We start from the raw sequence: 12,672 nt of genomic DNA, 5'->3' as shown, positions 1-12,672 counted from the left end.
TCGGCAATGTCAGCACCTGGTCGATATCGGCAGTTGACTAAAGAAACCTATTCACTTTTCCCGCCCTCGCTCGTACTCCCGCCCCGGCGCCTTGGGATTGTCGGTCTGCCAGAAAGCAGTGCTTGCGTTGCCGCTAACCACTGCCTATGGGGCGGGTATGTGCCCAATCCTGTCATTGACAGGGCACCCCTCAAATGACCGCTGTTGCATGCGAAGCGGTCACTCATTGGGAACCAATGAACTTCGCTTGTCGGCCATCAGCCGGCACTCGCAGCAGTCCGCTTTGGAGAAACAGGTTCCTTCAGCTCGCGACCCGACGCCTGGACCAAGCCGACCCGCCGAAGCGGGTTCCGCTTGAACGAATCGTCAGGCGTTACTGAACTCATGGCGCACGGGTTCCTATGTCTTCTGGCCCGTCTCGACGAGCCCCGCGAGTTTTTCGAGTGCCATCCGCCGCAACCACCGTTCGGCTGGCATCATCGCCATTCTGCGAGGAGTTGGGCGACGCGCTCCAGCTTCTATTGGCCTGGCTTCTTGGCAGACTTCGCCGCCAACTGATCAGAGAATTTCGCGACATCGATGATGACCCGCTCGTGCGTGCCGATACCAATCTCTTCGGCTCCATCCATTGCCCAAACCTTGAACTCGATGTGTCGGCCAGCGACCTTGGTCACTTCGGCGGACGTTGTGACGCGCCTGCCGACCGGGGTGGCCGCCAGATGCTTCACGTCGACGCGTATACCAACGGCGCTCTCACCGGCCTCGAAGTATGGCTTGATGGCATCGAGCGCGGCATTTTCCATCGCCATGATCATGACCGGTGTCGCCAACACAGCGGGCAGCGTGGCGTCCTTGAATCGACTGGCCAGGTGTTCGGCGGAGACAGTGAGCGTGAATGAGCCTTTGGCTCCGGGTGGTATCGGGCGCACGGTTTTCCCTTCTGTTTGCGAGTGGCTGGGCATGCGGTAGGAAGCAGAAAGAGTATAGGCGGCCCACTTGCCTTTCACTGCTCAGTAAGCATGGGTGTTGCCGTCGACACGTTTTTGACCCCTTTTTACTTTATTGGCGCTTTTTCAGCGGACGAATCGCTGAACTCGCAAAGGTGGTCGTGCGGTCTGCGCTACGATGTGGGCCTAAATTAAAATTACTCAAAACGCGAAGGCGAGGGCATCGCTCCCCAGAGCAGGTAAGATTTTTCGGTGATTTGTTGTTGCTTGGTGGCAGCTGACGATTACCTATTCCAGCCCATTAAATTTTGAGACAGAGAACAACAATAAATGCAGAGGCGTGATCCCATTCCGGTGATTGATCTGTTTGCCGGTCCGGGAGGTCTGTGCGAAGGTTTTTCTTCGATTGTCGACGGTCGGGGAGATCGACGTTTTGCGGTGAAGGTGTCCATTGAAAAAGACCCCGTCGCGCACAGGACCCTTTCCCTTAGGGCGCTGTATCGGTCGTTTCGAAAGGGGGTCGTCCCCGACTGCTATTACGACTACATTCGAGGCGACATCACCCGAGAGGCGCTTTTCGCTCATCCAGACATCCCAAAGTCGGCTATTGAGGCGGCCAGTGAGGCCAAATGCGCTGAGCTGGGAAAGACTCCATCCGAAACGATCGACAAGTGGATCAAAGACGGACTCAACGGAGCCAGCGAATGGGTGCTTATCGGCGGCCCTCCTTGCCAAGCTTATTCGCTGGCTGGTCGAGCGAAGATGAGGGGGGCGGATCCAGTAGCCTTTGAGGGCGACAAACGCCATTTCCTCTACAAAGAATACCTGCGGATCATCAAGGAGTTCGGCCCCTCAGTCTTTGTCATGGAAAACGTCAAGGGAAGCAGTTTGCCAATCGCCCGCTCCAACTCTTGAACTGAGCGACTTCACCCATCGGCACTCCAACTGAAAGTAGCCGATCTTCTTCGAGACGGTATGCGGGAATGATTTGCAATACGACCCATGGTTCTGCTGACCAGTCCGTTCTGTCGTACAACAAACTTAATGCTGGCTGACCCAGGCGCCCCTTCGCATCCGTCGCTGCGAATCTCTGCACGGCTTCGTCATTGAATTCCATGACACGCCCTCGCTTTTTCAGATTGGCGATCAGCATTTGTGCCGGGAATCCGTCGGTCTGCAACTGACTATCGTTCAGCACGCGACGATAGAGTTCCATGGTGATGTTTGCCGCTCCGCCCAGAACACCGTTGAAGAGTACGGAAATGATCCATTTTCGAATGGTCTCAACATCGGACTCCGGACAACTCCACTGATCTATTGGGATCCCTTTGTTTAACTTGTAAATGAAACATGCAACGAGCATGACCGCGTTGCTTGCAGTCAAATTGCCACCTGTGATGTTTGCTTCGCGATAGTTTGCTCGGAAAAGTGCTTCCTGTGATGAGTATGCAGCGCCGCGAGTTCTTGGTGCCGGTACCGGGCAGCTCCACACTCGACCCAGAGGCACCGCTTTACCAAATCAAAGCTTTTTCACGCAGTCTGGAAGTGGGGGCCGTTCTTTCCACAAGTTACTTTACGGTCCAACCGTCGCTAGATGATGACGAAGCGGGGTGCGTAGCCCTAGCCTGTTGCGGCCAGTCGAGAATTGACCCATGTGCCGACGATGGACTGACCCAAGCTAAATCCTTGCAATCGCAATGCTGGCAACGGTTCGCAAGGCTGGTGCATGGGTCAGCCGAATCCCGGCACATGGGTCAAAAGTTGATCGGCGCCAACAGCCCACGGCACAAACTCCATCAATTGTGCAACAAGCATTTTTCCAAGATTCATGAGAAGTCCCGAAAGTTGTCAACCCTGGGACACTACCTAAAAATGCAGAATCGAGATTCAAATCGGCACCAAATAAAACTGGCCGCAAACCCGCATGGTTATTGGCCTTGCGTCAAAACCGAACTACGTTGGCCGGACACTACTGACTCAACCTATTGACCAACAAGACCTATAGTGAGTAGCTAGCGCTGAAATAAAATAATGCGAACCAAAAAACCTCATCTTCATCGACAGGAGCAGTACAAGCGGCAGATTATTACCAGCCTTTTAACGGCGCGAGCTTGCCTTCTTTCCACACAGCATAACCATGCGTTGTCGGACCGCCATGATTGGCGGTGCTCCAGTTCACCGGCGGCACAACTCCCGTCTCAAAGCGGCCTAACGACTCGAGCGCTGCGATGAGCTTTGGACGGGTCAAATCTTTACCGGCGCGCTTTGCGCCCTCGACAAATGCCATAGCGCCAGCCATGCCAAGGTATGTAAAGTAGCCGGGCTTTGTCTCTGGGTGATACTTGGCCAGGATTTCATTCGCCTTCTTGATCGCAGGAGTGTCCATCGTCTCAACCGCAGTAATCAAATTGACGATGACGCCCTCCATCGCCGAACCTGCCAAGTCGAGGACAACCGGGTCGCCCATTACGTTCGATGCGATGAATTTTGGCTTCCATCCCAAGCGCTGCGCCTCCTTCAAAAACATCGCACCATGCTTGGCAATGACGTTCATCAAAACCACGTCTGGTTGCGCCTTCTGAAGAGCAACCACCTGCGCGCTGACGTCGATATCGCTCGGCATATAGGACGCCTCGGCTACTGGTTTCAAACCGCGCTTGGCAAGAGCGTCTATTTGTCCGTCGCGCGGATCCTTACCCCATGGATCGTTCTGATAAAAAATGGCGACGCGTTTGGCATCGAGCGTGCCAACGGCGTATTCCGCCATGTCGATTCCGGTCTTCTTCGCAACGGGCAGCATACCGAAGACATTTTTGTCTGTCGGTGCATTAAGCCGCTCGTGCCCGCCAGCCGGATTAATCAATGGTACGCCTCGCTGCGCTAGATACGGCAATACTGCGAGATTGGTTGCGGTACCAAGCGTTGAAACGATCGCGAATACGCCATCCCGGTCAACCAGCTTTTTGGCGACGGCCATTGTCTGTTGCGGGTCGTACGAATCATTCTCGACCACCCATTCAATCTTGCGTCCGTGAATACCGCCTGTATCGTTGACATGCTTGAAGTAAGCATCCGCTCCGTCCCGAAGCTGGCTAGCGCCTGCGGCCAGACCACTCTGAAGCGGAAGGAAGGCGCCAATCACAATTTTATCCTTGGCGATTCCCGGCTCCGCCGCCACTGCGGCAATACAAATGCCAAGCGCCGCTCCAAGCGCGAGCGCCACCTTCACATATGTTCGAACTCCAGCTTTCATATCGCACTCCAATAGTAGTCACCCTCAGGCAAGACGATATTGAGTCGAGTTTAAGAAGGTGACATTTCGCACGCAGCGGTACGGCGCTGCCCCGATTTTGTTTCTGTCTTTTGTTCCTGAACGAACTTATTTCTCTCACTGAATTTATTCACAATGCTTGCCCCGCCCGATGTCCGGAAGGCCACATCCGGTGCGCTGCAGTCCAGCGATTGGTGTGTCATTTTCGTGTTGTAAAAAAACAAAGTAATTCGTCAGCCGAAGAAGCAATTCCGGCATGGCGACGTATCCTTTTAAATACACGCTTCCTCCTTGTATCTCTGCGATTTACCTTCAACGCCCCAAATATGCAGATACAACATGCGGATCGCTGGCTAATTCCGACGCATCGCCAGACATGACCATTCGACCTTTTTCCAGAACGTAAGCCCTCGTTGATATCTTCAATGCCTGACGCGCATTTTGCTCAACCAGGAGGACGGTTACTCCATGCTGGTTAATTTGCTGAATTAGCCGAATAATTGCGCTGACCATGAGCGGGGCCAATCCAAGCGATGGTTCATCCATCAATAACAATTTCGGACGCGACATCAGTGCACGTCCAATCGCCACCATCTGCTGCTCGCCGCCGGATAACGTGGCTGCCAGTTGCTTGCGGCGTTCGACCAGTTGCGGGAAAAGCTGATACACCAAGTGCAAATCACCAACCATATTTCGTTTATCGTGTTGCAGATAGGCGCCCATCCGGACATTTTCTTCAACAGTTAATTGGCCAAAGAGTTGGCGCCCTTCCGGAACCAATGCAATGCCAGATGCCACAATCTGCTCTGTTCTTTTACCAACGATTTCCTGCCCCTCAAAGCGAATGGAGCCACTCACCTCAGCCGAAATACTGGCGGTAATGGCACCGAGCAAAGTGGATTTTCCGGCGCCATTGGCGCCTAGCAGCGACACTATCTGCCCGCGCTGGATCGACAGATCGACCGTGCTCAACGCGGTGATGGCATCGTAACGGGAGCTTAACCCGGTGATCTCAAGCATCCGCTGTCTCCGTTCCAAGATAAGCCTCGACCACCCGTGGGTCATTACGTACGACTGCCGGTGAACCGTCGCACAGTTTTTCTCCGTGGTCCAGCACGACGATGTGATCACAAATGCTCATCACTAACGGCATGTCATGTTCAACCAGCAGTACCGTGATATTTTTCTTGTCTCGTAGATGGCGAATCGTGCCGCCAAGCCTAATGCTCTCTTCCGGATTCAAGCCGGCCGCAGGCTCGTCGAGCAACAGTAACCGCGGACGGCCGGCCAACGCTCTGGCCAGTTCCACCGTTTTCTGGATGCCATAGGAAAGATCCGAGACGCGCTTATCAGCATAGGGGGAAAGCCCAAGCTCCACCAGAATATCCTCCGCTTCAGCTCTTGCCGCATTCATTTTCCTGGTGGCGCTAGACAGAGCCAAAAGTTCGCTCATGAGATTGCACTTATAGCGCCAGACGCAGCCGAGAATGATGTTTTCGGTAACCGTGGCGTTGGAAAAAAGTTCAAGATTCTGAAATGTACGGCAGATTCCCAGTTCCACAATCCGATGAAATGGATATGCCAGAACATCGGCACCCTCTAGCGTTACCTTGCCGCATTGAGGTGTGTAGATGCGTGAAAGGCAATTCAACAACGTCGACTTGCCAGCACCGTTCGGCCCGATCAAACCGAAGATCTGGTTCTTTTCAATCGACAGATCTACCCCGTTCAATGCTTTCAGTCCCGAGAAGGAAACTGTCATATTTTCAACAACGAAAAAACTCATTCTCTTCCCCGACGCACAAGATTTTTTAGTCGCAAAGGTAGGCTGACAAGACCATCCGGAAAGAAACGTATGCACAATATTACTGTAACGCCGTAGATAACCATCTGCGCACCCTTGAACTCGCGCAACAGTTCCGGGGCCAGGGTCAAATAGATAGCGCCGAGCGCGGCACCCGCATACGAACCAAGTCCGCCAATCACCGCCATGGTCAGGAATGCTAACGACACGGTGAGCGAGAATGAATCCGTACTGAGATGGCCAATCAGATGACCGTACAGGGCACCGGAAACGCCGGTGTAAAACGCACTCAATGCGAATACGACGATGATTTGCCTGGAGCGATTGATACCCGCGCTTTCTCCGGCAATGGCGCTCATTTTTAACGCCATCAAGGACCGGCCGGTATGCGATTTCCTGAAGTTCTCGGTCATCCACGCAAAGAAAATGACAATCGGCAACAAGAGGTAATAATAGGAAAAATCGGAATCGAGCGTGATGCCGCCAATCTCCGGGCGCGGCACCAGCAATCCTTCCCGCCCACCGCTCAAGGACTCCCATTCGAACAGTACCTGCTGGATGAATAGCGCGAATGCGAGCGTCGCAATGGCTAGATAGTGACCTTGCACCCGCAGCGCCGGCAGCGCCACGATGGCACCGAAAATTGCAGCGATCATCCCGCCAAATAGAACGCCAACCACGAATGGCGCGCCAAGCTTTGTCACGACCAATGCAGAGCCGTATGCACCCAGTGCCCAGAAGCCCGCATGCCCGATCGAGATCTGGCCACCAATTCCAACCAAGATACCCAGACTCTGGGCAACCAGAAAATAGATCAATACCGTGGCCAGCAGAAAATGGGAGTACGGCCCCACGAGAACGGGCAACAACAACAAGGCAGCGAGGATAACGGCATACCTCCACGGATGTTCCACGCGATTGCTCATACTTTCCTCACCAGTTTTCCGCTGAAAAGCCCAGTCGGCCGGAACATCAGAACCCCGACAATGATGACAAATAAAAATACGTCCTTGTAGGCATTCGAAACAAAGGCACCAAACAAATTTCCGGCAATCCCGATGACAATACATCCCACTACCACGCCTGGCAAGCTGTTGAAGCCTCCCAGAACTGCGCCGGCAAACGCCTTCAGCAACACCGACACCATCATTTCAAAATCAAGGAAAATCAACGGTGCCACCAGTATTCCGGAAAGCATGCTCAAACCACCCGCGAGGCCCCACGAGAGCATCGACACCCTGCCGATCCGGACACCCATGAGTCGCGCAGCACGACGGTTCATGTTGGCCGCGCGCATTGCGGTGCCTTCGCGCGTGTATTCGAAGAAAAAATAGAGAGCTGCCATGATCACCAGCGAAACCCCAATGGTGCCCAGGCTATTCATCGAAATCTTCGCGCCGAAGAGATCAATCGGCTCCGGTGAAAACAGGGATGGAAATCGGTACGGGTCGTAGCCCCAAATCCACCCAGTGGAATAATGGAAAACGATCCACAGGCCAATGGTGGTGATCAGCGCATTGACCGGACTGGACCCGGTCAACGGCCGCATCACGAAACGCTCCACCGTCACCCCGAGTGCCGCCCCTATCGGAAGCGCGAGGACAGCAACGAGAAGCAGCGGCAGGTGAAACTTCGTCAATAGCGTCATGGCGATAAAGCAGCTGAAGGTTGCCATTTCCCCTTGCGAAAAATTCACCACATCAGTCGACTTGTGAACCAGGACAAGCGACAATCCGATCAGCGCATAGATGCTGCCAAGTGCAACTCCGGAAATTAGCAGTTGTGCCAACATCGTTACCTATCCTTTTTTATCCAGCTTTCCGAAACGAGGATTAAGGGTGTCGAGAGATGAATTCGAGCACCACCCTATTGAACTCTGCGGCCGTGACTTCCGAGCACATATGGCCGCCGCCATCCAATAGCACTAGTTCCGCACCTTTGATTGACTTGACCAGTTCTTCTGAAAAGTAAGCAGGCGTCAAAAAATCATCCTTGGCGCAAACCACCAACGTGGGCGTAGTGATCTTGTGCAAATCTGCCGTGCGATCGAACGCCATCAGCGCATCAATGCGGCTGGCCCCGATCTCCGCTGCCGGCATTGCCGGTATGCTCCGCGTTTCCCTGTCTTCAAGCATTTGTTCATTCTGATTTATCCACCAGTCTGGGTAAAGAAACAGCGGCGCTGATCTCACATATGCGCGCGCGCCCGATGCCGTCAGCAGCGTGCGCCGCGCCTCAAAGACTCTTCTCATAAAGGGGTCCGCCTTGGTCCAGCTGGCGTATGCGACAAAACTCTTCAGGCGTTCCGGATGCTCAATCGCGATGACCTGCCCTATCACGGAGCCGGTGGAATGACCTACCAGATGCGCCCGCTCGATCTTGAGCTTATCCATAAGCTGAACCACATCGTCGGCCATCTGCTCGATTGAATAGTCGATGCGTGAATGCGTACTCTGACCGCAGCCGCGATGATCTTGAAGAATAACCTGATATTTTTCGGAAAACGCCGCTATCTGCGGCTGCCAGTAGCTTCCGACACCGACAAGGCCCGCGACAAAAATGATCGGCTCACCGTCCCCATAGACTTCATAGTAAAGCTCAAAATCATCAAATATGGCTTTCGGCATTCGTCGTCTATCAGAGGTGCGCTATTGAAGAAATTTCAACTAAAAATTCCGTTTTCACCAGGTCGGCCCGAATGCAGTAACGCGCTGGTGGTTTTGTTGAGAAATATTCGACGTAAACCTCGTTCATTGCCTGATAGTTCTTGAGGTCGCTTAAGAAAATCACGTTATATGCGATGTTCGATAAGTCGCCGCCGGCCGACTGAACAACCTTCTTGATTGTTTCAATCACACATCGGGTCTGCGCCTTGATATCACCGGCGCCGACCAGATTCCCGTCGCTGTCGGTAGCACAGGTTCCGGATACATAAACCACGCTTCCAACCTTGATTCCCGGCGAGTACGGGGCCAGCACCGGTGGTGATCCCGTCGGTGTAATGACTTCATTCGACATGTGCAATTCCTCAGGAGATTAATGGACAGCTACGCATGGCCTGGGGCGACCATTTGTCGATTTTTTGCTAATGCTCGCGAACGGCGGCGCCGCATGGGTGGATGGCGGCAATGATGTTCTCTACGAGAGAACGAGTTTGGGAGCTGATGTCAGCTTTGGCCTCGATGGACTTGTCCTTTTTAGGATGCAGGATCATGGCTAATTACTCCGAAATGATTGAAAGAAGTAGGTTGGAAAAAACTGTGTAAAAATATCAAACTCATAGAATGGCGTCTGTGGAGTCGGTGTTTTTGAATCTTTTTCGGCTGGCAGCCAAACCCATCAACTGCTGGTCTCGCCAAGCGCGGTGCGGTGGAATTCCATGTTCGCGTGCGCGACGATTGAATGGGGGGGCGATAGTCATTGACGAACAAATTCATGATCCTCTGATCTTGGCTGACTACGCCGCTCAGAATCTTGGCCAGCGTGGATTTGCCAGCGCCATTTGCACCCAGCATGGCATGCACTTCGCCACTAGCCATGGAGAAGCTCACGCTCTCTAGTGCGACTATTGCCCTATCAGATTTTTGCAGATCTTCAGCCCGCAAGGTTCGCATGCTACGGGAGCCCGCAGATGCCGCTGTTGGCACGCCTACTTTCCCGTTACGTTCGGGCGATATATCACGCGGCGTCTGGCGAGCGTGCTGATGCTCTGGTACTGAATTCATCTTTTGCGTTAGTTTTCGAGTAATCTTCGATGCAATTTGAATGCAAATGCACATGCAATATGCGTGCATTTGCTAAGTAATTACCCTGATGCAGGATCCTCAACGTGCTACTTATAGTGCCTGTGCAGCTATGATTCAACAGAGCAAAGCCACACGGCTTCTAACCAATTTCATTTGCATATTGCGGCAACGAATCTGAGGGGATGGCGTGAATTCAGAATTCTGCGTTACTGAAGGGCGTGAGAACAAGTCCGTTAAGCTGCAGGACATTGCAAAGCACATGGGTCTGGCCCAGTCGACCGTCTCGAGGGCTCTGGCAGGACATCCGGCGATAAGTGAAGACACTCGCGCCGCCGTTCAACTTACAGCCAGTCAACTAGGATATCGGTTTGGAAGTGGGGCACGCCGCCCCCGCAAGTCAACAACCCGGATGATTGGATTGGTTGTCGGAGCTCTTCACAACAATTTCATGACACTGTTGCTAGAGCAGCTTCATGATGCGTTTGCCGAGTTTGGCTACCACACGACGGTGATCATCGATTCACTAAATGAAATGGAGCAACTGCCAGCATTTCGACCGTTGATAGACCGCTACCTTGACGGCGTTGTTTTTGCAACAGCGACATTGGATTCGCGGATCGTCCCAGAACTGAAACGGCGAGGCATACCTATCGTGCTTGTGGTCCGCTCGGTGGACACGGCACTGGCGGACACTGTCGAGATCGACAATTTTCATGCCGGCGTTGAGGCGGCTCGTTATCTGCTTGAACTGGGTCATCGACGATTCGGATTGGCACTGGGCCCCAAAAATACGTCAACAAGTCGTGATCGGGCGAAGGGCGTATTGAAGTTTCTAGATGACATGCGCCCGTCATTAGCTTCAGTCTCGATCATGTGGGGGCCTTATACCAATGAGCATGGTTATTCGTGCGCGATTCAATTATTGGCCGAGGACGATCCCGTCACAGCCATCATTGCGGGTAACGATACGATTGCACTAGGCGTTCTGGAGGCCGCATGTCAATCTGGTGTGGAGGTGCCAACGCAACTGTCTGTGATTGGCTTTGATGACACTCCACTTTCCGGTTCCCCGCTGATAGGGTTGACAACATTTCGCCAACCGGTAGAAGCAATGGCCCGCACTGCCGCAAGGCGGTTGCTGGAGCGCATCCGCTCACGGGGCGTCACGCCAATCACTCGCGACGTCCTTCCGACGCAACTCATCAAGAGACGCAGCGCTGGACCCGCACCCATCAATCGTCCTGAACCTATTGATTGATCATCGGCTCGATGACAGTTTGCGACGTGGATTAAGCAGATCACGTTGCCGTTGTCGTGACACTCGACTCGCGCCTGTCCGTTTTCGTGTGGAGCAAGTGATCTCAATAGGTGGGAAATTGCAGCTCGCCTCTGTCGCCAACAAGCTATGGCGTCGGTCATGGACATGCCCGATAGCGGACGATCGCCGCCAGACCCTGCCAAAAAGATGCAGCCATATTCGCCCTCGACGACGCAACTTCAGTGTTTGCGCCGTGAGGACCGAAGCCTGAGGCGACCGCCGCGTGTAGCGGGCTCAGGCCTTCACCGGCGGCTTGGCTCGGTACTGACCTTGCATCGCCAGCATCCAGCCGGGGTACTCCGGCGGCAACGCGCTTACTTCATCAAGCGTCTTCAACTCCTCTGCGTTCAGCTCGAGTTGTGTGGCGCCCAGGTTGTCTTTTAGCTGCGCCGGTGTCTTGGCTCCAACGATCACGGTGCTCACCTGTGGCCGACTGAGCAGCCAGGCCAGCGCCACCCGTGCCACCGAGACCTGGTGGTGCTGGGCGATCGGTCGCATCGCGTCAAGGACTCGGAAAGCTCGTGCCTTGTCAACCACCGGGAAATCAAAGCTCGCACGGCGCGCGCCTTCCGGTCCCTTGCCGTCGGGGTCGAACTTGCCGCTCAGCAGGCCTCCAGCCAGCGGGCTCCAGACCATGAGGCCAAGTTGCTGGTCCTGCAGCAGCGGCAGCACCTCGCGCTCCAGGTCGCGCCCGGCCACCGTATAGTAGGCCTGCACACTCTCGAAGCGCGCCCAGTGATGTTTCTCCGAGATCGCCAAGCCTTTCATGATCTGCCAGGCCGCCATGTTGCACAGGCCGATGTAGCGCACCTTGCCCGAGCGCACCAGATCATTCAGCGTGGAAAGCACTTCCTCCAGTGGCGTGATGGGGTCGAAGCCGTGCAGTTGGTACAGGTCGATGTGGTCGAGCTGCAACCGTTTCAGGCTGGCGTCCACTTCGTTCATCAGGTGGTATCGCGACTGCCCTCGCGCGTTGACCCCCGTCTCGTTCATGATGCCAGTAGCCTTGGTAGCCACCACCAACTCGTCGCGCGGCAGGCCCAGGCTCTTGATGGCGTTGCCGGTGATCGTTTCCGACTCGCCAAGCGAATAAACATTGGCGGTATCGATAAAGTTCACACCGGCCTCGAAGGCCTGTTTCACCAGAGTGGTAGCGGCGTCCTGTCCCAGGCCGCCCATGACTTTCCAGAAACCCTGACCACCGAAGGTCATGGTGCCAAGACACAGCTCAGAAACATACAGGCCGGTTCGGCCCAGCAGGCGATAGCGCATGGCTTCCTCTCTAGGTTGTGGATATGCGTTCAAGTCTAGCAGCCTGTCGGACTTGAACAAGAAAAACAATTCTGAAAATCATCTAGGCGGCCGCCACCAACCCCGGGCTGGCTAGATGATTTTCAGAACCACCATCGCGGCGTAGCCCACACTTTTGACCGCGCTCAGTTGATGAGTTACTTGCTGGGCGTGCCCGCTACCAGCGCAAATGTTTCGGATGTTGAGTTTCATTCAAAGGCTCCTTGAAATACTGTCAAAAACCCGGTGTGATCATCACTTCGGACTTGCACCGGTTGTGTCGCGTTAGCCGCTGA

General features: G+C 54.2%; 13 protein-coding genes. 2 read left to right on the top strand and 11 right to left on the bottom strand.

All coding sequences use genetic code 11. From position 1 onward, the window contains the following. Positions 1-518: 518 nt before the first annotated feature. A complete protein-coding gene (locus B3F77_RS12110; RefSeq protein WP_293605196.1) occupies positions 519-1,007 on the bottom strand; it encodes a thioesterase family protein in 489 nt (162 codons plus the stop codon). A gap of 294 nt (positions 1,008-1,301) precedes the next feature. Between B3F77_RS12110 and B3F77_RS12105 the strand changes: the two genes are divergently transcribed. Continuing rightward, positions 1,302-1,862, top strand: a complete 561-nt coding sequence (locus B3F77_RS12105; RefSeq protein ID WP_293605195.1) for a DNA cytosine methyltransferase — start codon at positions 1,302-1,304, stop codon at positions 1,860-1,862. On the opposite strand, the gene B3F77_RS12100 is transcribed toward B3F77_RS12105, so the two are convergent. The 9 genes from B3F77_RS12100 to B3F77_RS12060 all read right to left on the bottom strand — a co-directional run bounded on the left by B3F77_RS12100 (position 1,822) and on the right by B3F77_RS12060 (position 9,747). Then, a complete protein-coding gene (locus tag B3F77_RS12100; protein WP_293605194.1) occupies positions 1,822-2,331 on the bottom strand; it encodes a hypothetical protein in 510 nt (169 codons plus the stop codon). The two genes, B3F77_RS12105 and B3F77_RS12100, sit on opposite strands and share 41 nt — an antisense overlap. A 702-nt stretch (positions 2,332-3,033) precedes the next feature. Next, positions 3,034-4,200 (bottom strand): ABC transporter substrate-binding protein, encoded by a 1,167-nt coding sequence (locus B3F77_RS12095; protein ID WP_293605193.1) that lies wholly within the window; start codon positions 4,198-4,200, stop codon positions 3,034-3,036. Positions 4,201-4,530: 330 nt separating this feature from the next. Next, positions 4,531-5,238, bottom strand: coding sequence for an ABC transporter ATP-binding protein (locus B3F77_RS12090; protein WP_293605192.1), 708 nt, complete (start codon positions 5,236-5,238; stop codon positions 4,531-4,533). Continuing rightward, positions 5,231-6,004 (bottom strand): ABC transporter ATP-binding protein, encoded by a 774-nt coding sequence (locus B3F77_RS12085; protein WP_293605191.1) that lies wholly within the window; start codon positions 6,002-6,004, stop codon positions 5,231-5,233. The genes B3F77_RS12090 and B3F77_RS12085 overlap by 8 nt, the downstream gene beginning before the upstream one ends. Next, a complete protein-coding gene (locus B3F77_RS12080; RefSeq protein WP_293605190.1) occupies positions 6,001-6,948 on the bottom strand; it encodes a branched-chain amino acid ABC transporter permease in 948 nt (315 codons plus the stop codon). The genes B3F77_RS12085 and B3F77_RS12080 overlap by 4 nt, the downstream gene beginning before the upstream one ends. Further along, positions 6,945-7,814: a branched-chain amino acid ABC transporter permease gene (locus B3F77_RS12075; protein ID WP_293605189.1), complete on the bottom strand. Its 870-nt coding sequence runs from the start codon at positions 7,812-7,814 to the stop codon at positions 6,945-6,947. The genes B3F77_RS12080 and B3F77_RS12075 overlap by 4 nt, the downstream gene beginning before the upstream one ends. A 40-nt stretch (positions 7,815-7,854) precedes the next feature. Then, positions 7,855-8,649: a pyrimidine utilization protein D gene (gene rutD / locus B3F77_RS12070; RefSeq protein ID WP_293605188.1), complete on the bottom strand. Its 795-nt coding sequence runs from the start codon at positions 8,647-8,649 to the stop codon at positions 7,855-7,857. 10 nt (positions 8,650-8,659) lie between these two features. Beyond that, a complete protein-coding gene (locus tag B3F77_RS12065; RefSeq protein ID WP_293605187.1) occupies positions 8,660-9,040 on the bottom strand; it encodes a Rid family hydrolase in 381 nt (126 codons plus the stop codon). Between the two features lie 179 nt (positions 9,041-9,219). Further along, positions 9,220-9,747, bottom strand: coding sequence for an ATP-binding cassette domain-containing protein (locus B3F77_RS12060; RefSeq protein WP_293605186.1), 528 nt, complete (start codon positions 9,745-9,747; stop codon positions 9,220-9,222). A 208-nt stretch (positions 9,748-9,955) separates the two neighbouring features. Between B3F77_RS12060 and B3F77_RS12055 the strand changes: the two genes are divergently transcribed. Further along, positions 9,956-11,026, top strand: coding sequence for a LacI family DNA-binding transcriptional regulator (locus B3F77_RS12055; RefSeq protein WP_293605185.1), 1,071 nt, complete (start codon positions 9,956-9,958; stop codon positions 11,024-11,026). Positions 11,027-11,320: 294 nt separating this feature from the next. Here B3F77_RS12055 and B3F77_RS12050 read toward each other — a convergent pair whose 3' ends face one another. Beyond that, positions 11,321-12,358, bottom strand: coding sequence for an aldo/keto reductase (locus tag B3F77_RS12050; protein ID WP_293605184.1), 1,038 nt, complete (start codon positions 12,356-12,358; stop codon positions 11,321-11,323). Between the last annotated feature and the right edge of the window lie 314 nt (positions 12,359-12,672).

The sequence above is a fragment of the Polaromonas sp. UBA4122 genome (genome assembly GCA_002381615.1).
Lineage (GTDB): Bacteria > Pseudomonadota > Gammaproteobacteria > Burkholderiales > Burkholderiaceae_C > Polaromonas.
The sequence above is the reverse complement of the archived record's forward strand: the minus strand, read 5'-3'. Positions and strand labels throughout refer to the sequence as shown.

Excerpts from the sequence above, each read along its gene's own strand:
- B3F77_RS12080 (WP_293605190.1), bottom strand. The coding sequence starts at position 6,948 with ATGAGCAATCGCGTGGAACATCCGTGGAGGTATGCCGTTATCCTCGCT.
- B3F77_RS12090 (WP_293605192.1), bottom strand. The coding sequence starts at position 5,238 with ATGCTTGAGATCACCGGGTTAAGCTCCCGTTACGATGCCATCACCGCG.
- B3F77_RS12065 (WP_293605187.1), bottom strand. The coding sequence starts at position 9,040 with ATGTCGAATGAAGTCATTACACCGACGGGATCACCACCGGTGCTGGCC.
- B3F77_RS12075 (WP_293605189.1), bottom strand. The coding sequence starts at position 7,814 with ATGTTGGCACAACTGCTAATTTCCGGAGTTGCACTTGGCAGCATCTAT.
- B3F77_RS12050 (WP_293605184.1), bottom strand. The coding sequence starts at position 12,358 with ATGCGCTATCGCCTGCTGGGCCGAACCGGCCTGTATGTTTCTGAGCTG.
- B3F77_RS12085 (WP_293605191.1), bottom strand. The coding sequence starts at position 6,004 with ATGAGTTTTTTCGTTGTTGAAAATATGACAGTTTCCTTCTCGGGACTG.
- B3F77_RS12095 (WP_293605193.1), bottom strand. The coding sequence starts at position 4,200 with ATGAAAGCTGGAGTTCGAACATATGTGAAGGTGGCGCTCGCGCTTGGA.
- B3F77_RS12060 (WP_293605186.1), bottom strand. The coding sequence starts at position 9,747 with ATGAATTCAGTACCAGAGCATCAGCACGCTCGCCAGACGCCGCGTGAT.
- rutD (WP_293605188.1), bottom strand. The coding sequence starts at position 8,649 with ATGCCGAAAGCCATATTTGATGATTTTGAGCTTTACTATGAAGTCTAT.